The sequence below is a fragment of the Polynucleobacter sp. AM-26B4 genome, assembly GCF_018882285.1.
GTDB lineage: Bacteria > Pseudomonadota > Gammaproteobacteria > Burkholderiales > Burkholderiaceae > Polynucleobacter.
Genome location: NZ_JACVOT010000001.1, coordinates 272,209 through 295,233, shown reverse-complemented (window position 1 = coordinate 295,233; position 23,025 = coordinate 272,209). Strand labels below are relative to the sequence as shown.

20 protein-coding genes and 1 tRNA gene are annotated in these 23,025 nt (G+C 45.0%); 11 read left to right on the top strand and 10 right to left on the bottom strand.

Annotated features, from left to right (window positions below; all coding sequences use genetic code 11):
• Positions 1-2,469: a penicillin acylase family protein gene (locus tag ICE88_RS01385; RefSeq protein WP_370624443.1), complete on the bottom strand. Its 2,469-nt coding sequence runs from the start codon at positions 2,467-2,469 to the stop codon at positions 1-3.
• 235 nt (positions 2,470-2,704) lie between these two features.
• Between ICE88_RS01385 and ICE88_RS01380 the strand changes: the two genes are divergently transcribed.
• The 4 genes from ICE88_RS01380 to ICE88_RS01365 all read left to right on the top strand — a co-directional run bounded on the left by ICE88_RS01380 (position 2,705) and on the right by ICE88_RS01365 (position 6,707).
• A complete protein-coding gene (locus tag ICE88_RS01380) occupies positions 2,705-3,838 on the top strand; it encodes a TRAP transporter substrate-binding protein (protein ID WP_216248640.1) in 1,134 nt (377 codons plus the stop codon).
• A 103-nt stretch (positions 3,839-3,941) separates the two neighbouring features.
• Positions 3,942-4,529 carry a TRAP transporter small permease subunit gene (locus ICE88_RS01375; protein ID WP_216248638.1) on the top strand — a complete coding sequence of 196 codons (588 nt, stop codon included), beginning with the start codon at positions 3,942-3,944 and terminating at the stop codon, positions 4,527-4,529.
• 2 nt (positions 4,530-4,531) lie between these two features.
• Positions 4,532-6,454 (top strand): TRAP transporter large permease subunit, encoded by a 1,923-nt coding sequence (locus tag ICE88_RS01370; RefSeq protein WP_216248635.1) that lies wholly within the window; start codon positions 4,532-4,534, stop codon positions 6,452-6,454.
• A gap of 165 nt (positions 6,455-6,619) precedes the next feature.
• A tRNA-Leu gene (locus tag ICE88_RS01365) sits at positions 6,620-6,707 on the top strand.
• Positions 6,708-6,821: 114 nt separating this feature from the next.
• Here ICE88_RS01365 and ICE88_RS01360 read toward each other — a convergent pair.
• Entirely contained in the window at positions 6,822-7,007 is a 186-nt protein-coding gene (locus ICE88_RS01360; RefSeq protein WP_216248634.1) for a hypothetical protein, read from the bottom strand.
• Between the two features lie 41 nt (positions 7,008-7,048).
• Complete coding sequence (locus ICE88_RS01355) at positions 7,049-7,402, bottom strand: hypothetical protein (RefSeq protein WP_216248632.1); 354 nt, start codon at positions 7,400-7,402, stop codon at positions 7,049-7,051.
• 470 nt (positions 7,403-7,872) lie between these two features.
• On the opposite strand from ICE88_RS01355, the gene ICE88_RS01350 reads away from it, so the two are divergent.
• From ICE88_RS01350 to ICE88_RS01335, 4 genes are all read left to right on the top strand, one after another.
• A complete protein-coding gene (locus ICE88_RS01350) occupies positions 7,873-9,540 on the top strand; it encodes an MFS transporter (protein WP_216248630.1) in 1,668 nt (555 codons plus the stop codon).
• A 198-nt stretch (positions 9,541-9,738) separates the two neighbouring features.
• Complete coding sequence (locus ICE88_RS01345) at positions 9,739-10,347, top strand: phospholipase D family protein (protein WP_216248627.1); 609 nt, start codon at positions 9,739-9,741, stop codon at positions 10,345-10,347.
• A 12-nt stretch (positions 10,348-10,359) separates the two neighbouring features.
• On the top strand, positions 10,360-10,497 hold the full coding sequence (locus ICE88_RS01340; RefSeq protein WP_216248625.1) for a DUF2256 domain-containing protein: 138 nt from the start codon (positions 10,360-10,362) through the stop codon (positions 10,495-10,497).
• A gap of 22 nt (positions 10,498-10,519) precedes the next feature.
• Complete coding sequence (locus ICE88_RS01335; RefSeq protein WP_089515519.1) at positions 10,520-10,780, top strand: TIGR03643 family protein; 261 nt, start codon at positions 10,520-10,522, stop codon at positions 10,778-10,780.
• A gap of 28 nt (positions 10,781-10,808) precedes the next feature.
• On the opposite strand, the gene ICE88_RS01330 is transcribed toward ICE88_RS01335, so the two are convergent.
• Genes ICE88_RS01330 through ICE88_RS01310 form a run of 5 tightly spaced genes read right to left on the bottom strand, consistent with a single transcriptional unit; the run spans position 10,809 to position 14,937 of the window.
• On the bottom strand, positions 10,809-11,225 hold the full coding sequence (locus tag ICE88_RS01330; RefSeq protein WP_216248624.1) for a biopolymer transporter ExbD: 417 nt from the start codon (positions 11,223-11,225) through the stop codon (positions 10,809-10,811).
• Between the two features lie 2 nt (positions 11,226-11,227).
• Entirely contained in the window at positions 11,228-11,941 is a 714-nt protein-coding gene (locus tag ICE88_RS01325) for a MotA/TolQ/ExbB proton channel family protein (RefSeq protein WP_216248623.1), read from the bottom strand.
• Between the two features lie 4 nt (positions 11,942-11,945).
• Positions 11,946-12,560 carry an energy transducer TonB gene (locus ICE88_RS01320; RefSeq protein ID WP_216248620.1) on the bottom strand — a complete coding sequence of 205 codons (615 nt, stop codon included), beginning with the start codon at positions 12,558-12,560 and terminating at the stop codon, positions 11,946-11,948.
• Positions 12,561-12,577: 17 nt separating this feature from the next.
• The gene (gene murI, locus ICE88_RS01315) at positions 12,578-13,390 is read right to left on the bottom strand and encodes a glutamate racemase (RefSeq protein WP_216248618.1); all 813 of its coding nucleotides are present in this window, start codon (positions 13,388-13,390) and stop codon (positions 12,578-12,580) included.
• A gap of 26 nt (positions 13,391-13,416) precedes the next feature.
• Positions 13,417-14,937 carry a fumarate hydratase gene (locus tag ICE88_RS01310; RefSeq protein WP_216248616.1) on the bottom strand — a complete coding sequence of 507 codons (1,521 nt, stop codon included), beginning with the start codon at positions 14,935-14,937 and terminating at the stop codon, positions 13,417-13,419.
• A 234-nt stretch (positions 14,938-15,171) separates the two neighbouring features.
• Between ICE88_RS01310 and acs the strand changes: the two genes are divergently transcribed.
• Together acs and ICE88_RS01300 are read left to right on the top strand one after the other, a co-directional pair.
• Positions 15,172-17,154: an acetate--CoA ligase gene (acs, locus tag ICE88_RS01305; protein WP_216248614.1), complete on the top strand. Its 1,983-nt coding sequence runs from the start codon at positions 15,172-15,174 to the stop codon at positions 17,152-17,154.
• 90 nt (positions 17,155-17,244) lie between these two features.
• Complete coding sequence (locus ICE88_RS01300; RefSeq protein ID WP_216248611.1) at positions 17,245-19,302, top strand: sodium:solute symporter family protein; 2,058 nt, start codon at positions 17,245-17,247, stop codon at positions 19,300-19,302.
• Positions 19,303-19,368: 66 nt separating this feature from the next.
• Here the strand turns inward: ICE88_RS01300 and ICE88_RS01295 are convergent, their stop codons facing one another.
• Positions 19,369-19,917: a DUF1415 domain-containing protein gene (locus ICE88_RS01295; RefSeq protein WP_216248609.1), complete on the bottom strand. Its 549-nt coding sequence runs from the start codon at positions 19,915-19,917 to the stop codon at positions 19,369-19,371.
• 41 nt (positions 19,918-19,958) lie between these two features.
• Here ICE88_RS01295 and ICE88_RS01290 point away from each other — a divergent pair, with 41 nt between their 5' ends.
• Positions 19,959-21,590, top strand: a complete 1,632-nt coding sequence (locus ICE88_RS01290; protein WP_216248608.1) for an NAD(P)/FAD-dependent oxidoreductase — start codon at positions 19,959-19,961, stop codon at positions 21,588-21,590.
• A 45-nt stretch (positions 21,591-21,635) separates the two neighbouring features.
• Here ICE88_RS01290 and ICE88_RS01285 read toward each other — a convergent pair whose 3' ends face one another.
• A complete protein-coding gene (locus ICE88_RS01285; RefSeq protein WP_216248607.1) occupies positions 21,636-22,979 on the bottom strand; it encodes a DUF3422 family protein in 1,344 nt (447 codons plus the stop codon).
• Between the last annotated feature and the right edge of the window lie 46 nt (positions 22,980-23,025).

Here is a 23,025-nt window from a genome sequence, read left to right as displayed (position 1 = left end):
TCACTTCCTTTTTATTTCTTTGGCTTCTTTTTCTAAGCGTTTTTTGTTTTCAGCGGCAATGCTCAAGTCAGGTTTTAAAACTGAGGTATGAACAATTTTGCTCGGGTTCATGGTCAAGGGCACATATTCTTGTTTGGCCCAAGCGTTTGCATAACTGGAGTAATGACGACTATTGATCCAGCCCGATTGTCCCGTTTGGTAAATGAATTGAGACTGATCTAAATTGGATAAGTCATAGATTACACGCATACTCGCCCCTTTGTTCACAGTGAACGGGTTGCTAGCATTGCCTGAGTCCATGAAGCCCAAATTCACAGTGAAAGCATCGCCAGGAGTAGGGCGGGTGATCTCAAATTTATTTTTCAATAAAGACACTTTGCTGAATGGGCGATGCTCTGAAACAGCCACGTGTACCTCACCCCACTTCCAAGATTGAGGTGATCCACCCATGCGCTTGCTCAAATCTTCTAAAGCCAAAGTAAAAGCCTCGTCCATGAGGTTCTCACAAGTTTCAACTTCTGGGGTACTTGGTTTGTCACACCAAAATGCTACTTGAGTATTGCCGGCCTGGTGCAGCTTCATGATGTGATGAAGACCCGAGCGAAAATCTCTTTTGCCATACTCAATCGCAAAGCTTTTTCCCAGTTTGTCAGCGAACATCAAGCGCGTTAACTGATGAGCCCATGCGTTATAAATGGTCGCGCCTGCACTATCAACACTCATCTTGCCATCGAAGTTTGCAATGATGGTTTTTGCTTCACTGGCATATTTATGGGTTGAGTTCGCAGCCTGTAACAACGGAATCAAATCCACCGCTGATAATGACAGAGCATCAGCTTGAATGGCTTTCATACTGGTCACATCATGTTGATCGGTGGCATTGATCAATTGTTCAATGCGTTGATAACGATAGGGCATGTGCCAATCAGTGGTCAAAGGATGTGGATCGTTGGCACTGTGCACGCGTTGATTGGCTGTAGCGATGAATGAGCTTGATGGATTGGTTTCTTTGGGTAAATCATCTTTACCAAAGTAAGGGCCCCAATCGTATTGAGCATCCCAACCAAGACCGGGCGCCGTTCCAAATAAACCTTTACCTTTGCTTCTTTTAGGAGCCACGCCTGCAGCACGGTAAGCAATCTGACCATCCTTATCAGCCATCACCACGTTTTGCATAGGAGAGTGATAATTTTTCAGCGCGCTCTTGAACTCTTCTAAGTTTTGCGCATCATTCATTTGGAAGCCAGCTTTTAACGTTTGATTAGAAGCTTCCAATGCGGTCCAACGCAAAGAAATGGCAAATCGATCTGTGTTGATCAAATCTTGCGCACGTTGATAAGCATCAGAGATAACAGGGCCGTGCCTGGTTTCTCGGCTCAGAAACTTGAAAGGCTCTTGGCCTTTGATGGCAATCGTCTCTTCTCGAAGCACAAAGTTTTCATAACCCTGAGGTGTTTTATACCGACCAGGATTATTTGGATCCAAGGCCTCTATGAATAAATCTTGTACATCAGGATCAGTATTAGTGAAGCTCCAGGCCACATGGGTGTTGTGACCTAAAACCACACCAGGTATGCCTGGCAAAGTAGCGCCGATGACATTTAACTTCGGTGCTTGGATATGAGCAAAGTACCAAATAGCGGGAGTGGTTAAGCCCAAATGAGGATCATTGGCCAATAAGGGTTTGCCGCTGACGGTTTTATTGCCTGCGACTGCCCAGTTATTAGACCCAATGCCTTCTGAGCCACCTGGTAGAAAGTTTAAAAATTCTTTTTCTTTCTCGGTTGTTGCTAGGCTTTGCTCAATACCTTTTGATGAGGACTTGGTCTTCGTTGCCAGCTTTTCTTTGAACAATCCCAAATCGCGATACATCTTGGCGAAATCAACCGAAGTGGCTGGTGCTTCGCCTGGATAGGGCGGTAAGGCCTGCCAAATATGTTCAGTGCTCATGGTGGCTGACATCTCAAGGCGCAAAAACTCCTTGTGCCAATTGCCCCCAAGATCCAAGGCCATCATCAATGACCAGGCCACAGAATCGGCCGGCCCCCAATTGCCAGGCTTAACTCCTAGGATCATGAACTCAGGTGGAAGTGCCCAGCCTAAACGAGCAAATCCCTCATTCACGCCATCGACATAAGCTTGGATGTGACGTTTGTATTCAATGGGGTAGTTTTCATATTGCTTTTCAGCGGCGCGACGTATTCCCAAGGTGCGTATGAATTTATCAATCGCCACCGTGTCTTTGCCAAGAATTTCAGATAGTTTTCCAGATGCCAAGCGGCGGTTGAATTCCATCTGCCAAGGTCTCTCAGTGGCATGCAGAAAGCCCAGGGTGTGCCATGCATCTTCTTGGCTTGCCGCTAAGACATGGGGAAGGGCATGTTCATCAAATTTGATGGTGACTGGGGCGCTGATGCCAGGGGTGATTAGCTCTGCATCTAACTGGTCTTTGGTAGACAAAAAGTACACCACCAATGCACCAAGAGCCGTAATCAGCAAAAGTACCAAAATTAGCAGTAGGCGTCGCCAAAAAACTCCTCGGCTGGGTCTTTGATTTGAAGCTCCAAGATACATATTAGGTAAAACCCCTAGCAAAAATAACGTTTATATAGGTGCGTATTTTTTCACAGAGTGCTAAATTAATCTCATCTTGCGAAATATATTCTCAAGGTTGGTAGATCTGTTCATACAAGAGGAGACTTAAATGTCAGAAAAGAAAGTTCAATCACGTCGTAAATTTATTGCCACGTCAACAGCTGCAGCTGCTGGCGCAGGTACGCTTGGCTTCCCAATGATTGCAAAAGCGCAAACAGTTAACTTGCGCTTCCAGTCAACATGGCCAACAAAAGATATTTTCCATGAGTACGCACAAGATTTCTGCGACAAGATCAACAAAATGTCTTCAGGTCGCTTGAAGATTGATCTTTTGCCAGCAGGTTCAGTTGTTCCAGCTTTTGGTCTATTGGATGCGGTTAGCAAAGGTACATTGGACGGTGGTCACGGTGTGGTTGCTTACTGGTATGGTAAGAGCCCAGCTTTGGCGCTATGGGGATCAGGTCCAGCGTTTGGTATGGACCCTAACATGGTGCTTGCATGGCACGAATACGGCGGTGGTAAAGCCATGTTGGAAAGCATCTACAAATCATTGAACATTGACGTTGTGTCATACCTATATGGCCCAATGCCAACACAGCCACTCGGCTGGTTCAAGAAGCCAGTTGCTAAGGTTGCAGACATGAAGGGTCTAAAGTACCGTACAGTTGGTCTTTCAATTGACATCTTCAAAGACATGGAAGTTTCAGTGAACGCTTTGCCAGGTGCTGAGATTGTTCCAGCGATGGACCGTGGTCTATTAGACGCTGCTGAATTCAACAATGCATCTTCTGACCGTCTATTGGGCTTCCCAGACGTATCTAAAGTATGTATGTTGCAATCATTCCACCAGTGTTCAGAGCAGTTTGAGATTCTTTTCAACAAGAAGAAACTAGACTCTATGCCTGCAGAATTGCGCGCCATGATCAACGTAGCTGTTCAAGCTTCTTCAGCAGAAATGAGCTGGAAAGCCATCGATCGTTACTCAAAAGACTATATTGAAATGCAACAGAAGCAAGGCGTTAAGTTCTACAAGACGCCTGACCCAATCTTGCGTGCTCAATTGGCTGCTTGGGACAAGATCATTGCTGCTAAATCAACAGAAAATGCTGATTTCAAGCGTGTTCTTGAATCTATGCGTACATTTGCTCAGCGTGCTTGCCGCTGGCAGAACGATACCAACGTGGATTACAAGATGGCTTACAACCATTACTTTGGACCTAAGAAGGCTCCAGCTAAGTCTTAATCCGTAGTTTTGTTGTAACTCAAACACCCACTCAGTTATACTGCGTGGGTGTTTGTAGTTTGTGGTTATGTAATTATTACTATAAAAATAATACGAGAGACTTATGCAAAAAATCCTTTTAGCAGTGGATAAGCTATCCACCAGAGCTGGTCAGTTCTCAGCCATTTCAGTGGTTCTTTTAACTGTTCTGATTTGTTGGGAAGTTTTCAATCGCTATGCATTTAATAACCCGCATGACTGGGTGTTTGATTTCACCTATATGCTCTACGGTGTGATGTTCATGATGGCAGGCGCCTACACCCTGTCAAAAAATGGGCATGTGAGGGGCGATGTTCTTTATGGTTTTTTCCAACCAAGAACACAGGCTCTATTTGACCTAATTCTTTACTTTATTTTCTTCATTCCAGGCATCATCGCCTTGGTCTACGCTGGTATTAATTTTGCAGCGGAGTCTATCGCAATCAATGAGCACACGACTCAAACTGCCAATGGCCCTCCAATTTGGCCATTCAAATTGATCATTCCAATTGCTGGCGGCTTATTGTTGCTACAAGGTTTCGTTGAAATTATTCGCTGCGTTATTTGTCTTCAAACAGGCGAATGGCCTAAGCGTGAACATGACGTAGAAGAAGTCGACGTAGATAAATTAAAAGCCATGGTAAGCCATGAAGATGAAAAGAAGGGTGCTTAATCATGCGTAAGGAACTATATTTCGGTTTTATTATCATGGCCGCGATCGTGGTCGGCACATTGATTGCAATGCCATCATTCTCAGAAATGACCAATGGTCATTTAGGATTATTGATGCTCAGCTTGGTGGTGGTTGCCATCATGTTGGGTTTCCCTACCGCCTTTACTTTGATGGGTATGGGCATGATTTTCGCCTTGTTTGCTTTCTTGAGCCAAGGTGAAGGAACCACTCAAGCGGTCGATCGTACTTTGGCACTCATGGTGCAAAGAGCGTTCTCGGTGATGACCAATGATGTCTTGATCTCTATTCCATTGTTTGTGTTCATGGGGTATTTGGTTGAACGTGCCAACTTGATTGAAAAGCTTTTCAAAAGCTTGCATTTGGCTTTGGCTAGATTGCCAGGTGCTCTAGCAGTAGCTACTTTGGTGACGTGCGCTATTTTTGCAACCGCAACCGGTATTGTGGGCGCCGTGGTCACTTTGATGGGTTTATTGGCTTTGCCATCGATGTTGAAGGCTGGTTATAGCGTCAAACTCTCAGCAGGTGCTATCACTGCTGGTGGTTGCTTGGGTATTTTGATTCCACCATCTGTGATGTTGATTGTGTATGGTGCGACTGCTGGTGTGTCAGTGGTTAAGTTGTATGCAGGTGCATTCTTCCCGGGCATCATGTTGGCGACTTTGTACATTGGTTATGTGATCATTGTTGCTAAGCTTAAGCCTGAACTTGCGCCACCAATGGCTGATGAAGATCGCTTGGTGAAGTTAACACCTCCCTCAGAAATTTTGGCTAAATACAGTCAGCGCGCTTTGCCTGGTTTGTTAGGGGTGATGAAGGGTCGTGCAGCTAGCAATATGAGCTTGGGTGAGTTGTTCAAGCAATTCATGATCATCATCGGCCCATTGATTTTCTTCGCGGTTGTGATGACATCGATGTACGGTGTGGCAACCAAGCCGGTTGAAGTTTCTTCAGCAGTGGTTGAGATGGTCAGTGATGGCGGCATGATGAGCTTGGAGTCTGCAGAAGATGCAGCACAGCCTCAAGCAGATGGCGTTGCTTTGCCTCCAGGTGCTGAGGATGATGCTAAGCCAGTAAAACCAGCTGGTGCAAGTATGGCTTCAACTGGTGTGTCAGAAATTCCAGCGAGTGATGCTGCTCCCGCAGAGCGCGCCCCTGTACCACTATGGTATTGGATCACCCTTGGCATTGGTTTGTTGATAGGTGCGCTGTTTTATTACACACTGACCATGCACCGTTTAGAGATTTTCAAAATGTTACTGGGGTCTTTCTTCCCACTAGCAGCTCTGATCTTGGTTGTATTGGGTGCGATTGTGTTTGGTTTGGCAACACCAACTGAAGCGGCCGCTCTTGGCTCATTCGGTGGTTTTGCACTCGCTTGGGCCTACAAACAGCTCAACATGGATGTTGTCAAAGAGTCTGTCTTCTTGACGGCTAAAACAAGCGCCATGGTTTGCTGGTTATTTGTCGGATCATCTATTTTCTCAGCAGCATTTGCCTTGCTAGGTGGACAAGAGTTGATTGAAAAGTGGGTCTTGGGTCTTGGTCTAAGCAAGATTGAATTCTTGATCCTTTCGCAGGTCATCATCTTCTTGTTAGGTTGGCCATTAGAGTGGACAGAGATCATCGTGATTTTCATGCCGATCTTTATTCCTTTGTTGGTGCACTTCCAAGTTGACCCATTGTTCTTTGGTCTATTGGTTGCCTTGAACTTGCAAACAGCATTCTTATCACCACCTGTGGCAATGGCGGCTTTCTACCTCAAAGGTGTGGCCCCACCGCATGTGACACTCAACCAGATTTTCGCAGGCATGATGCCATTCATGGCGATCCAAGTTCTGGCCTTGATCTTGTTATACATGTTCCCAGCGATTGGTTTGTGGTTGCCAAGCGTGTTGTACAGTTAAAAAGCTGGTTCGCCCAGTTAATAAACCCCGCTTTTGCGGGGTTTATTTTTAATGTATGTAAAATACTGACTTCATTAAATAATAATGAAATCAAAGTATTTAATAAGAAGTAAATCAGTCACTAAGCAAGGCGACTATTTACCTCTAACTTTATGCAGTATGTTTGCCCGAGTGACGAAATAGGTAGACGTAAGGGATTTAAAATCCCTCGGCTTAAACAGCCGTGCCGGTTCGATTCCGGCCTCGGGCACCACTCACTGAGTCATGACTAAATGATTCAAGTAAAAACAAAAAGCCCCTGATAGATACACTATCAGGGGCTTTGTCTTTCTTGCTGCTGAATAGTTCAGTAGCTTAGTCTAGCTAATTACTTCTTTGCTGGTTCAGCTGCAGGAGCGGCTGGTGCAGTAGCTGGCTTTTTGTCTTCAACGTGAACTGCGTCAGCGCCATGCTTTTCACCACCCATGTCGATGTCGCCATCACCGGTTACCAATAAATACCCAGTTGCTGCTACCAAAACTAAAACCATGATTGCGATTGCGCGATTACTCATTTCTTCTTACTCCCTTATTAAACATTTGTTATAAATAAAAATTACTCAATGCCTCTGTAGTTGGCATAAATATTTGAAATGGCTGAAAAGCCCAAGCAAACCAATCCGCAAGCTAAAACATAATCAACACTTAGATTAAGTGCGGTGTTGAGTGCGGGGACCATGACCACCAGAGCCATGGCTGCAACCAGGCCTACAAGTACATAAAGGTATTGCGCCACAAAAAGTCCCAAGGTGATGGCCACAATCACCAAAATTAAATTGGTTGCCAGGTCATCAATCAATCGAAAGATTTCTTGTATTTCTTGATTGTTACTTGTTTGTGAAACGATGAACATCATCAGAATGCTTGATAGGACAAGTAGGTTGGGGAGAATCTTTTTGATAAAAATCATGCTTGACCGCTGAAAATGAAGAGTAACTGGAAACAAACAAACAGTAAAAATCCTGTTGTTAAAGAAACTGCAGCGAGTTTCTTCAAATAAATTGGAAGACTGTCATTGCTATCAACTTGCGCGGTCTTTAAGAAGATTTGATCAAATCTTTTCCACACAAAAATGCCGGCGGCTACAGGTAGAAGTATTGCAAAAATTCCAAAGAGGATAACCATGATTCAGGCTTTGTATGATTGTGTAAGTTCCGAATTTTACTCTGAAGCGCTTACGCCAAAATTATTGTTTTTTTCATTACAAAGCGCTTACAACATTTTGAAGAGATTTGTTTAAAACTTAATTTCCTAGAAGAAAAAGTGGTTATTTTGTAGGTGTTTTCCCTGAATAATTCTGTTTTGTAAGAAAAGTCCATCCATTGGAAAAACATAATCGCGCCTGCAGTTACATTTTAATAATCTTATAAGGGAATCATCATGGCAACAACAAAAGCCGCACCGATGACGGCTGAAGAGCGCAAGGTTATCTTTGCTTCTTCACTTGGCACGGTATTCGAATGGTATGACTTTTATTTATATGGCTCATTGGCAGCCATTATTGCTAAGCAGTTCTTCTCTGGCCTAGATGCTGGTTCTGCTTTCATTTTCGCCTTGTTAGCTTTTGCGGCCGGTTTCATCGTACGTCCGTTTGGCGCTTTGGTGTTTGGTCGCTTAGGTGACTTGATTGGTCGTAAATACACCTTCCTCGTTACCATCTTGTTGATGGGTGGCGCGACTTTCATCGTAGGTATCTTGCCAACGTATGAAACGATTGGTGTAGCTGCTCCAGTGATCCTAATCATCTTGCGTATGTTGCAAGGTTTGGCTCTTGGTGGCGAATACGGTGGTGCTGCAACTTATGTTGCTGAGCACGCTCCTCACGGTCGTCGTGGTGCTTACACAGCATGGATTCAAACAACAGCAACTTTAGGTCTTTTCTTGTCTTTGCTAGTGATTTTGTTCACTCGTGAATTCACAGGCGCAAACTTTGAAGTTTGGGGCTGGCGTATTCCGTTCCTTGTTTCAATCTTATTATTGGCTGTTTCTGTTTACATTCGTTTGTCTATGAACGAATCTCCAGCTTTCAAGAAGATGAAAGAAGAGAACAAGCTTTCAAAAGCTCCTTTGACAGAATCTTTCGGTCAATGGAAAAACTTAAAGATCGTTATCTTGGCTCTTTTTGGTCTTGTGGCTGGTCAAGCGGTTGTTTGGTACACAGGTCAGTTCTATGCTTTGTTCTATTTGACACAAGTGTTAAAAGTAGATCCTAAGACAGCTAACTTGTTGATCGCCGCTTCATTGGTGATTGGTACACCGTTCTTCATCGTATTTGGTGCACTATCAGACAGAATCGGTAGAAAAATGATCATCATGGCTGGTTTGTTATTGGCGATCATCACTTATATCCCTAATACACCAGTGTCAATCTTCAATGCAATGACACACTTTGCAAACCCAGCTTTGGAAAAGGCAATGAAAGAAGCTCCAGCAACTATCACAGTTGATGAAGCTGAATGTACTTTCCAATTCAACCCAACAGGTACTGCTAAGTTCACAAGCTCATGCGATATTGCTAAGCAAGTGATGGCATCTAACTCAGCCAGCTATTCAACAGTTCCAGGGCCAGCTGGCACTGTGGCGACTGTGAAAATTGGTGAGACAGTGATTGAAGGTTACTCATCAAAAGGTCTTCCAGCTGATGAAGCTAAAGCCAAAGATGCAGCCTTTAAGAAAGCTGTTCGTGAAGGATTGAATGCAGCCGGTTACCCAGCTAAAGCAAATCCTGCTGATGTAAATATTCCTGCAATTCTAGGATTATTGGTGATCTTGGTGATTTATGTAACGATGGTTTATGGTCCTATCGCAGCAATGCTTGTTGAGATGTTCCCAACACGTATTCGTTACACATCTATGTCATTGCCATACCACATCGGTAATGGTTGGTTTGGAGGCTTGCTACCAACGATTTCATTCGCTTTGGTTGCCCAGAACGGTAACATTTACTACGGTTTATGGTACCCAATCGCTATCGCAGCAATGACTTTCGTGATCGGTATGTTGTTTGTCCGTGAAACTAAAGACGTTGATATTTATGCGAATGACTAATTAATCATTAGTTTGAACCATTAAAACCCAGCTCCTTGAGCTGGGTTTTTTTATGGGGCGTCGCATTCTCTTAAATCTGTACAAAATGCACGCTGAAAACTTTCCTTCTAAAATCCCATTTATTACTAATTTAGTGTTTTACTTTTAAAACCCGTATTTGCAATATTTTTTGATTTTCCTTAATTTCTGGTGCTTCTAATGACAACTGTAAAAACAAGGTGGGCTTTTCGAGGTATTGGCGGTAAAACAAGTCAAAGAGTTGCGATTTTTCTATGCTTGAGCCTTTTGGCAACTGTGTCATGGTGGCAGAGCGTTCAAGCGCAACCTCAGCCTGCAGAAATCTTGGCCATTTATTTCACGCCACCTGCTGGAGCAGCCTCAGGCTTGATCAAGCAAATCGATGGCGCCAAACAATCAATCAAAGTCATGGCGTACGGCTTCACAGCCACAAACCTTGCAGAGGCCCTTGTGAGAGCGAAACGCAGAGGGGTTGATGTTGGGCTCATCCAGGATGAAAAAAGCGCCCAAAACAATCGTGAGACCTTGCCAATCTTGTTGGCGGCTGGCATTGACGTGCGCAGTGATGGCAAACATGCGATACAGCACAATAAGGTGATGTTGATCGACGATGACATCGTGATCACAGGCAGTTATAACTTCACCAATTCAGCGGAAAAGCGTAACGCTGAGAACATCATGATCGTGCGCTCAAGTTACGCGGCCAAAAGATACGCTGACAATTGGAAGGCTCACTGGGAACACTCTGAAAAAGTCACTGACTTGCCTTCTCAAAAACCAAAGCGCTAATTCAGACTCATTATGAAGATGCGCAAAAAATCAGACTTGCCCACCAAGGTCTGTTTAACTTGTGGCCGACCCTTTGCTTGGCGTAAAAAGTGGGAAAAAGTTTGGGAAGAAGTGAAATATTGCTCAGACCGCTGCCGAGCAAAGAAGTGATTCTGTTAATACAATCACTGACATGAAGAAACCTATCATTGCACCAGCAGATGTATCACGCATCATTGAAATGGCTTGGGAGGATCGCACACCATTCGATGCCATCATGCAAACCTACGGTTTGAATGAATCTCGGGTGATTGATTTGATGCGCCAAGAAATGAAGCCAAGCTCATTTCGGATGTGGCGTAAACGTGTCACAGGGCGGGGCACCAAGCACGCTGCCTTGCGAAGCGGGGATGTAAAACGCGCTTACTGCCCAACTCAGTACAAACCTAAATAAACATTTGAATCAAACTTCAAATCAAAATTTAATTAGGCTCTGTCACAAATCCTATTTTTGTTAATCCTGAACGTTTGGCCGTTGATAAAACCTGCGCCACAGATTCATAACGAACATTTTTATCGGCTTTAAGTTGCACTTCAGGTTGTGGCGACTTCTTCGCCGCTGTTTGAGCGTAAATCGATAAAGTATTTAGATCGATGGGAGAGCTATTCCAAAACACTTGGCCGTTGGCTCCAATACTCAAATTGATTGATTCAGGTTTAACATCATTGCGTTGACTGCTGGCTTGCGGCAAGTCTACTTTGACCGCATGTTGCATCACCGGAATCGTGATCATGAAAACAATCAATAAGACCAACATCACATCCACCAAAGGTGTCATATTGATTTCAGCCATCGGTGGGCTGTCATCATCTCCGATTGGTTCGTTACCAAAGGCCATGATTAATCCTGAGAGCTGATGCGAGTATTGCTGGAACCGCCGACTGTGGCACCAGTGATGAAGTAGGCATACAAGTCATTGCCAAAGCGATTGAGTTCAGCAATTAACACTTTATTGATACGGCTGATGGCGTTGTAGCCCAAAACAGCTGGAATCGCCACTGCCAAGCCCAAGGCCGTCATGATCAAGGCTTCACCAATTGGGCCAGCCACTTGGTCAATCGTGGCGGTGCCTGAAGTGCCAATACCCACCAAGGCATGGTAAATGCCCCACACGGTGCCAAACAAACCAATGAAGGGTGCTGTGGCGCCTGTTGACGCTAAGAATGTCAAACCTTGTTGTAGGCCGCCCACTGATTTATCAATGCTGATTTTTAAGCAACGTGTGAGCCAATCAGAAGCGTTGATGGTTTGATTCAGTTCGCTGCGTGCACCTGATTGTTGATTGTGGTGTTGCATGGCCTCTTGGGCACTGTTAGCAAGATCGCCATAGGGATTTTGGTCTGTGCTCATTTGACCAAGAGCCACATCAAAGGATGGTGCATGCCAAAAACATTCCACTTCTTTGGCCATTTTTTTAACTTTATAAAGCGCCAAGACTTTGGTCAAAATAATGACCCAAGAAACAATCGACATCACCAATAAAATGATGGCAACTGTTCTGGTGACGGCATCGCCTTGTGCCCACATATTGGCAAGGCCAAAAGTTTGATTCATTCAATTACTCCAAACGGAAAATATAAGGTTGTATGGCCGTTACTTTAATCACTTTACCAAATTCTATAAAGGGTTTACATCTGACCCTCATGCCTGCATCGAGTGCGGCTTGATCTAAGCGATGAATACCACTGCTTTGTGCAAGGGCTACTTTTTCAACTGCGCCAGACTCGTTGATGAACAAACGCACCATGGTTTTACCTTCCTCACCCATGCGTCTCGATAAGTTTGGATAAAAAGGTTCAGGTACGCTGCATTGAGCTTGGCTGATGGAAATTGTTTTGGGGTCACCAGTGCTGCTGCCACCTAAGCTAGAGGCTGGCAGTGAGGATTCTTGGTTTGGTGGTGTGAAGCTGCCCGTGGTTGTGGTGATGGGGGTAGGAGTGGCTTCCACTTTCTTTTTTTCAACTGGTTTGACTGGGGTTGGTCGAGACACCGTCGATTTTTCTTTTTGAGGATTTGCATCCAATAAATTAGCAACAACTGTGTCGCCCATGTTTGACGCAGACTTGGTTCGATCCATCCCTGACTGAAACCCAATGATCAGCAATAAATGCATGAACACCACAAATGCAGCAATCTTATTTGCAAGGATCCAAGTTCTTAGGCTTTGCATCATGATCTATGAAGTGAGCGTTAAGAAATAAAGACTGTGGATGTTTGAACGCTGTGTTGTTCAAATGCTGCAGGAATTAATTGTTTGGCATGAGCCAACAATCCCTCAGCATCCAATGTGGAATACAAGTGAATGATTCTTGGTGGGGCTGATTGTAGTAAATGATGTTCTTCTAATTTGCGACAAAGTTGTTTAACCACTGCCTCACTGGTATCAATGATCTCAACTTCAGTACCAATGATTTTTTTAATCAAGGGCGCTAAAAAAGGGTAATGGGTGCAACCCAAAACCAAGGTATCAATTTCAGCTGCTTGCATGGGTGCCAAGTGCTCGCGCAACAAGGCTTCTGTTTCTGGAGCATTCAAGGCTCCTGATTCAATCAATGGCACAAGGCCTGAGCCTGCTTGAGTGATCAATTTGCAATCGTGACCAAGACCCTCTAAGCCGTCTAAGAGTGCTTTGAACTTATCACTTTTTAAAGTGTTTTGAGTCGCGAGAACGCCGATCTTGTGATTTTGACTTTTATGAACCGCTGGCTTCACGCCTGGCTCGATGCCAATGATAGGGATCGCAGGCATTTCATGTCTGATGTGTGCAATGGCTTCAGCAGTGGCTGTATTGCAAGCGATGATGAGTGCTTGGCATCCTTCGCGCACTAACCAGTGACACAAGTCCAAACTTCTGGCTGCAACCCAATCACTTGATTTTTCACCGTAAGGGGCGTTGGCTGAATCAGCCAAGTAAACATAATGATGAGAGGGCGCTTGGCGCAGGGCTTCATTCAGGACGGTGAGACCACCGATACCTGAATCAAAAACCCCGATTGTTGCCAATTGTTCTCTGACCTAAATGAGTTAGATCAAGCTTGAGAGACTGGAATTTTTCCAATCTTGGCTTGCCACTCTTTAGGACCTGTGTTGTGTACAGAGGTACCAGTTGAATCAACCGCCACTGTCACAGGCATGTCTTGGATCGTGAATTCGTAAATGGCTTCCATGCCTAAATCAGCAAAGCCAACCACTTTCGATTCTTTGATTGCTTTTGATACCAAGTAAGCAGCACCACCAACAGCCATTAAATAAGCAGACTTGTGTTTCTTGATCGCTTCAATCGCTACTGGGCCACGTTCTGCTTTACCCACCATTGAGATCAAGCCAGTTTCTGCCAGCATCATCTCGGTGAACTTGTCCATGCGGGTAGCAGTCGTTGGACCTGCAGGGCCAACCACTTCATTGCGCACTGGATCCACAGGACCCACGTAATAAATCACGCGATTCTTGAAGTCGACTGGTAGCTTTTCACCTTTGGCCAACATGTCGGCAATGCGCTTGTGAGCAGCGTCACGACCCGTCAACATCTTGCCGTTCAACAATAAAGTTTGACCTGGTTTCCAGCTAGCCACTTCCTCTGGTGTGAGTGTGTCTAGGTTCACGCGAGTTGATTTTTCTGTGTTCGGTGTCCAAGCAACATCAGGCCATTCTGAAATTGATGGAGGTGTTAATACAGCTGGGCCATCACCGTGTAAATGGAAGTGCACGTGGCGTGTGGCCGCGCAGTTAGGAATCATTGCTACTGGCAATGAGGCTGCATGGGTTGGGTAATCCATGATCTTGACATCCAACACTGTCGTTAAACCACCCAAGCCTTGTGCGCCAATGCCAAGAGCATTGACCTTGTCCATGATCTCTAAACGTAATTCTTCAATACGGGTTTTTGGACCGCGGGCAATCAGCTCATGAATATCCACCGGAGCCATCAAAGATTCTTTGGCTAACAGCATGGCTTTTTCTGGAGTGCCACCAATGCCGATGCCTAGAATGCCAGGAGGACACCAGCCAGCGCCCATGGTTGGGACAGTTTTGACCACCCAATCAACGATTGAGTCAGACGGGTTCAACATGACCATCTTGCTCTTGTTTTCTGAGCCACCACCTTTGGCCGCACAAATCACCTCAACGCCATCACCTTCAACGATTTCATAATGAATCACGGCTGGGGTGTTGTCTTTAGAGTTGGTGCGCTTACCTGCTGGATCCAATAGGACTGATGCTCGTAATTTGTTATCTGGGTGGTTGTATGCGCGACGCACACCTTCATTGACCATTTCAGAAACGCTCATCTTGGCGTCCCATTTCACATTCATGCCAACCTTCAAAAACACCACTGCGATACCGGTGTCTTGGCACATCGGGCGCTTACCTTCAGCGCACATACGGCTATTGGTCAAAATTTGGGCAATCGCGTCCTTGGCGGCCGGGCTTTCCTCGCGCTCATAGGCTTTGCCTAGGGCGGTGATGTAATCCAAAGGGTGGTAGTAAGAAATGTACTGAAAACCATCAGCAATGCTCTGAATAAAGTCGTCTTGGCGAATTGCACTCATAATTTTTATATAAAGGTTTGAAAGATATCTATTTTACCTAGGGAAAGTTGCCATTTACAGATATCGCTTACATGTTTATCTTAAGTGTTTGAGGAAATAAGGTTGTTATCCCTGCGGCACTTAGGGGTAACCCTGATGGGGGCTGAACTTTATTGATGTTGTCAGTCAATTGTCAGTCCGCGAGCCTAATCTCGAAAATTGTCTAAAACACTGCCTAGAAAGTAGGAGAAAAGTATGTCCGGTATGGAACAAATGTTGGTAGAAAATCGTGTGTTTAACCCGCCAAAAGCATTTGCTAAGCAAGCAGCCATCACAAGCATGGATCAGTACAAGGCAATGTGCAAAGCTTTTGATAAAGATTTCAATGGTACTTGGGCACGTTTAGCAAAAGAAAACTTATTTTGGAAGAAGCCATTCACCAAAGTTTTAGATGAATCAAAGGCTCCTTTTTACAAATGGTTCGAAGATGGTTTAACGAATGCTTCATATAACTGTATCGATCGCAATATCAAAAATGGCATGGCTAAGAAAACTGCCATCATTTTTGAAGCGGATGGCGGTGAAGTTTCAAAAGTAACTTATCAAGAATTGCATGACCGTGTAGCAACATTTGCTAACGGCTTGAAAAAACTAGGCATCAAAAAAGGTGACCGCGTAGTTATCTATATGTCGATGTCAATCGAAGGTGTTGTGGCGATGCAAGCGTGTGCACGTATCGGCGCTACACACTCAGTGGTGTTCGGCGGATTCTCAGCCAAATCATTGCAAGAGCGTATTGTGGACGTGGGCGCCGTGGCTTTGATCACTGCAGACCAACAATTGCGCGGCGGTAAAGCATTGCCATTGAAGACCATTGCTGATGAAGCTTTGGATTTGGGTGGTTGCGAGAAGCTCAAGCACGTGATTGTTTACAAGCGTACTGGTGGCGATGTGCCAATGAAGGCCGGTCGCGATAAGTGGATGCATGACGTTTCTGCTGGCCAGCCTAAAGTATGTGAGCCAGAGTGGGTGAGCGCAGAGCATCCTTTGTTCGTTCTTTACACATCTGGTTCAACAGGTAAGCCTAAGGGCGTTCAGCACTCAACAGGTGGGTACTTGTTGTGGGCGATGTTGACAATGAAGTGGACCTTCGACTTGCGTGATAGCGATGTGTTCTGGTGTACAGCTGATATCGGTTGGGTTACAGGACATAGCTACATTGCTTATGGTCCTTTGGCATGCGGTGGTACGCAAATCGTTTTCGAAGGCGTGCCTACTTATCCAAACGCCGGTCGTTTCTGGGAAATGATTCAGCGTCACAAAGTATCTATTTTCTACACAGCACCAACAGCGATTCGTTCATTGATCAAGGCTTCTGATACAGATCCTGCAGTTCATCCGAAGAAGTACAACTTGAAGAGCTTGCGTATCTTGGGTTCTGTGGGTGAGCCAATCAATCCTGAAGCATGGATGTGGTACTACAAGAATATTGGTGGTGAGAAGTGTCCGATTGTGGATACCTTCTGGCAAACAGAAACTGGTGGTCACATGATCACGCCATTGCCAGGAGCAACACCATTGGTTCCAGGTTCTTGCACATTGCCATTGCCAGGCATCATGGCAGCGATTGTGGATGAGGCTGGTGGTGATATGCCTAATGGCCAAGGTGGTATTTTGGTTGTGAAGCGCCCATGGCCTTCAATGATTCGTAACATTTGGGGTGACCCAGAGCGCTTCAAGAAGAGCTACTTCCCAGAAGAGTTGGGTGGTACTTTGTACTTGGCTGGTGACGGCGCGATTCGTAACAAAGACACTGGTTACTTCACCATCACAGGTCGTATCGATGACGTGTTGAACGTTTCAGGTCACCGCATGGGCACGATGGAGATTGAGTCATGCTTGGTTGCTAATCCATTGGTGGCTGAAGCCGCGGTGGTTGGTCGTCCTGACGACATGACTGGCGAAGCGATTGTGGCCTTCGTGGTGCTGAAAGGTAAGCGCCCAACAGGTGACGATGCGAAGAAGATTGCAACAGACTTGCGTAACTGGGTAGGTAAAGAGATTGGTCCAATCGCCAAGCCAAAAGAAATTCGTTTTGGTGACAACTTACCTAAGACACGTTCAGGCAAGATCATGCGTCGTTTGTTGCGTGTTTTGGCAAAAGGTGAAGAAATCACTCAAGACACATCAACACTTGAAAATCCAGCGATTTTGGAGCAACTCAAGCACGCGATTTAAGTTTCCTTGACTAGTATCATCTTGTAGTAATTAAGGCCGGTTACCTAACAGTACCGGCCTATTTTCTTAGGTCTGAGTCATAATCTGCATATGGAGATTCGGTCTGAATCAAAAAAGATAGGTTTTTACTACTTGCTGTTCACGGCAGGTTTTTTGCTGTTCGTTTACTTTTTAGGTTTGCTTGAAGTTGCTACAGGTTCAGGCATCTGGCTTGGTTATGTTTTCTTATTTGTAACCATTGCGATTTATGCCAGCATTGGACTCATTTCCCGCACCTCTGATATCACTGATTACTACGTGGCCGGTCGTAAGATCCCCGCCATTTTTAATGGCATGGCAACAGCCGCTGATTGGATGAGTGCGGCTACCTTCATTGGCCTGGTGGGTATTCTGTTCAGTTCTGGTTATAAAGGTCTTGCATTCATTGTTGGTTGGACTGGTGGATTTTGTTTGGTGGCGATGCTGATCGCACCATACATCCGTAAATTTGGCTCCTATACCATCCCAGATTTCTTAGCCATACGTTATAGCCAAGGTAAAGAGGGCGGCAGTAAATCCGTCAGAGTTGTAGCGGTTGCCACCACCATCATATGTTCATTCGTTTATTTGGTGGCTCAAATTCAAGGCGTGGGTTTGATTGTGAATCGCTTCATTGGGGTTGAGTTTGGGGTGGGCGTCTTCTTTGGTTTGGCAGGCATCTTGGTTTGCTCTTTCTTGGGTGGAATGCGTGCAGTGACCTGGACTCAGGTAGCTCAGTACATCATTTTCATGATTGCCTTGCTCTTGCCATTGAGCATGATTTCATACAAAAAGCACAATTCTATTTTTCCGCAAGCAATGTATGGCCAAGTTCTTCAAGAAATTGAGTTTCATGAAAAAGATTTTGAAGTTACCGCTGAGGAAAACAAGGTTCGTGAGTACTACCTAAAGCAAGCAATGCTTTTAGATAAAAAAATAAATACATTGCCTAATTCATATTTTGAAGGAAAAAAAGAAGCTGAGAAAAAGCTACAAGAAGCACGTACCAGCCAAATCCCTCTGAAAGAATTGAAGGCCCTTGAAAAGAGATTCAATGAGTTCCCCAAAGATCCTGGCAGTGCTTATGAACTTTGGCAGACACAGAAAAAAGATGCTCAACTGAAAAGTCAAACAGCCATTCCATCGATGGATCCAGGGTCTAGCAAAGGTGTGGGGGATTCAAGCCTCGACCAGTTGAATTTTGTTCTTCTTATTTTTTGCTTGATGTTTGGTACAGCTAGCTTGCCTCATATCTTGACGCGTTACTACACCACCACGAGCGTATCGGCCACGCGTTACTCGGTCTTTTGGACTTTGCTCTTTGTTGCTATTTTCTACCTCAGTGTGCCTGCTTTAGCGGCCATGGTGAAGTTGGAGTTATTTAAAAATCTGGTGGGTATTTCTTATGCAGAATTGCCTAATTGGGTTTTGAACTGGCGAAAATTAGATCCACCAGTTTTATCAATCATTGATATCAATGGTGATGGTTTTGTGCAGTGGGCGGAGCTCTCAATTTCTCCTGACATGATCATTCTGGCTGCCCCAGAAATTGCTGGCTTGCCTTATGTGATCTCTGGACTGGTGGCTGCAGGGGCTTTGGCGGCAGCCTTATCCACAGCTGATGGCTTGTTGCTGACGATTGCGAATGCCATTTCACATGACGTCTACTATCACTTGGTCAACAAGAGTGCTTCTCACCAGCGACGAGTCACGGTTGCAAAAATCGTTCTATTGGGTGTTGCCTTATTCGCGGCTTATGTCACATCACTGCGACCTGGCGATATTTTGTTCTTAGTGGGTGCTGCTTTCTCATTGGCAGCGTCTAGCTTTTTTGCAGTGTTGATTTTGGCGGTATTCTCAAAACGAATCAATCAGTGGGGAGCCATCGCTGGCATGCTCACAGGATTCTTTGTGAGTGGTACATACATTGCCTTGAACTACCCCTTTGTTTCTCGACTAACAGGTGTATTTGGAGAGCGCTGGTTTGGGATTGACCCGATTGCCTCAGGTGCATTCGGCATTCCTGCCAGCTTCATTGCTGCATTCTTGGTTTCATACATCACCAAGGAAAATCCACCTGTGATCAATCGTTTGGTGGACTACCTCCGCGAAGCTCGGTCTTCGGTTTAAGCGCGAACTTAAATAATCCGCTAAACAATCACCTAAATAGTCACCTGAATAGTCACTGAGGCAAGCTTATTTTTTAGGAAATAGTTTTTCCCAGCCATCCGTTCCAAGCTTTTCCATGGTTTGCATATTGGTTTCAAAAATAGCTTCTGCTTCTGGGAATGCTTTGACTGCTTCGTCAATGCTATCTTCACGGATCAAATGCAAGGTTGGGTAGGGGGAGCGATTGGTGAAATTTGTCACATCATCAATGTCAGTTCCAGCAAATTGGTATTGCGGATGAAAACTCGCAATCTGTAATTCACCATCCAAATCCAAGTCTTCTAGTAATTGATCTGCTAACTCTAAAAAATCGTTGTAATCAAGGAAGTCACCCAACACTTCTGGATGAATCAATAAAGTGGTGTCTGTTTTTTCACGAGATACTTCTGCTAAAAACTCTAACTCTTGAGCCAGATCTTCAAGCAATTGTTCTACCGTTGTCGCTTCACTCACCACATACTTGATTTGCTCTTTGACATGCACTGCTTTGGCAAAAGGGCACAGGTTCAAACCTATGACTGCCTTGATCAGCCAATCCTGTGTTTCTTGAATAATATTGCTGGCATTTGAGGACATAGTTTCCAATTTCTTTGACAGATTGTGTATCGTATAGCCTTATGATTCGTATTACAGAACTGCGTTTGCCCATTGAGCATGCTCCAGAGGAGCTTGAAGCCGCTATCTTAAAGCGTTTGGGCATTTCTTCTAAAGATTTAGTTAATTTTATAGTTTTCAAGCGCAGTTATGACGCTCGTAAAAATATTGCCTTGGCATTTATTTACACCATTGATGTGTCAGTCAAAAATGAAGAAACCATTCTGGCTAAATTCGGACACGATCAACATGTGCGACCATCGCCTGATACCAGTTACCACTTTGTGGCTCAGGCACGGGATCAGTCGGGCAAGCCATTATCAGAGAGACCGGTTGTCATTGGTTTCGGACCATGCGGAATTTTTGCAGCTCTTGTGCTGGCACAAATGGGTTTTAAACCCATTGTTTTAGAGCGTGGCAAACAAGTGCGAGAGCGCACCCAAGACACCTGGGGTTTATGGCGCAAGAATGTCCTTAATCCGGAATCCAATGTGCAGTTTGGTGAAGGCGGCGCAGGCACATTCTCGGATGGAAAGCTCTATAGTCAAATCAAAGACCCTAAATTTTATGGTCGCAAAGTCATTCAAGAATTCATCAAAGCAGGAGCACCTGAAGAGATTGCTTATGTGGCAAAGCCACACATTGGTACTTTCCGTTTGGTGGGTGTTGTTGAAAAGATGCGCCAAGAAATCATCAGCCTTGGTGGTGAAGTGCGTTTTCAGCAAAAAGTCACTGGCTTTGAAATCAAGGATGGCGCGATCGCAGGCTTACAGCTAGAGAGTGGTGAAAAATTAGCTGCCCGTCATGTCATCATGGCGCTCGGTCACAGTGCCAGAGATACTTTCAAGGCATTGCATGAGGCCGGTGTTTACATTGAACCTAAACCCTTCTCAGTTGGCTTTAGGATTGAGCACCCGCAATCATTGATCGATCGTGCCAGACTTGGCCCGCATGCTGGCAATCCTTTGATTGGCGCAGCCGATTACAAGTTGGTACACCATGCCAAAAATGGCCGAGCTGTTTATAGCTTTTGTATGTGCCCTGGCGGCACCGTGGTTGCCGCAACTTCGGAAGAGAACCGGGTGGTCACCAATGGCATGAGTCAATACTCTCGCAATGAGCGCAATGCCAATGCAGGCATTGTTGTGAACGTTGATCCTGAGGATTATGGCGGTAGTGCTGAGAACCCTTTAGCAGGCATTGATTTTCAAAGAGCTCTTGAGTCCAAGGCATTTGAGTTGGGTGGTAGAAACTACGAAGCACCTGGGCAATTGGTGGGCGACTTTATTGCTGGACAAACCTCCACAGAATTTGGCAAAGTCATTCCATCTTATAAGCCAGGCGTCCACCTGACAGATTTGGCGCAAGCACTGCCTGACTTTGTGATTGAAGCCATGAGAGAGGCCTTGCCGGCATTTGAGAAAAAGATCAAAGGCTTTGCCATGCATGATGCTGTTTTAACCGGGGTAGAAACCAGAACATCATCGCCTTTAAGAATCACCAGAGGTAATAATTGTCAAAGCTTGAACATCAAGGGCTTGTACCCAGCTGGGGAAGGCGCGGGTTACGCTGGCGGCATTCTATCCGCTGGTGTTGATGGCATCAAAGTTGCTGAAGCCTTAGCGCTCAGCATGATTCAAGACCAGTCAAGCTGACTCAAATAAAACTGAGTTAAACCAAACTAAGCCAAGGCAAGCAACTTAATTAGGTTTGAACTTTTTCTTGCGAAGTTTGTTCAGTGTGTAAATGCCGTAGGCGATGATGGGCGCTGACGCACCACCGATGAGTTCTGCTGGAACCATCAAGCCTAATTCTTTGGCACCTTTGGCCATATAGATGATCAAACTCACGGCGTAATAAGTTAATACTAAAACTGATAAACCTTCCACAGTTTCTTGAAGGCGCAGCTGGATTTTTGCGCGACGATCCATGCTCGCCAATAACTCTTGAGTTTGGCTCTCGTTCACAAACTCAATACGCGTTCTCAAAATTTGCGTGGTGCGTGAGATTCGATCGGATAACTCGCGCAAGCGACGCTGAGTCCATGAGCAAGTGCTCATTGCTGGAGTAAAACGACGTTCCATGAACTCCGATAAGGTCTGTACCCCTGGCAAAGGCATCTCATTCAATTCTTCAAGATTCTTTGCTGCTAATTGACTATAAGCTTCAGCGGCAGTGAAGCGAAGACCATGCTCAGAAATCCATTCTTCAATCTTGGATGCTAAGGTAGAGATGCGCTCTAAGAACTCCCCATCTTGGTGAGGTGTAACAAGCTCTTGGCCTTGTGCCATTGAAATTTCTTTTGATAATTCTGATAATTCTGCTTCAGCATTGCGCAAAGGACCCGATAAACTTTTTGCTACCGGAAATGCCAGCATGGAGGCCATGCGATAAATTTCAATTTCAGTGATGCGGCGGGCGACTCGTCCAGCTTGTCGAGAGCCCATGCCAGTATGAGGCACCAAATAAGAAATATAGCCATCTTGATCAATTTGTAAATCTGTCCACAGTTGAGCTTTTTTGTTGTTCAAGATGGTGCTGCCAATCAAAGTGTTTCCTGAGAACAAATGAGCCACCTCATCTGCAGCTGAAAAAAGACTGCGATCCTCAAAAGCAATGTCAATTGCGGAAATCCGTAGACCTCCCGCCTCATGCATTGGCTTGATACTTAACTTACTCAATAACTCATTCACTTCCTGCTCAATAGCAGGGCGCGTCTTGATGGGAGCTTCAACAATCAAATCTTTTTGTTGAACTATTGCTGAGATAGATGAGAACTCTCCATGCAATTCCCATTTGATGATGATGCGCTGTGGGGCTGGCCTTAATTCAATGATGCGAAACGTTTGTCCATGATTTGGATCAATGGACTGCTTTGTTTGTTCGCTGATGGCATTGATCCAGTCAAGCTGTTGTTGACGATCAGAACCTTTGAGTAAGAAGGCTTGATTGAGGATGCGATCTTTTGGCCACAGAGCAACAGGTGGTCTTGCGTGAACCTCTTCATGCAGAACGGTTCTTAGTGGGTGATCGTATGGGCGCATACCTGAGCTCTTTGAGATTAATTGGATTGAGTAATACTATCACTCA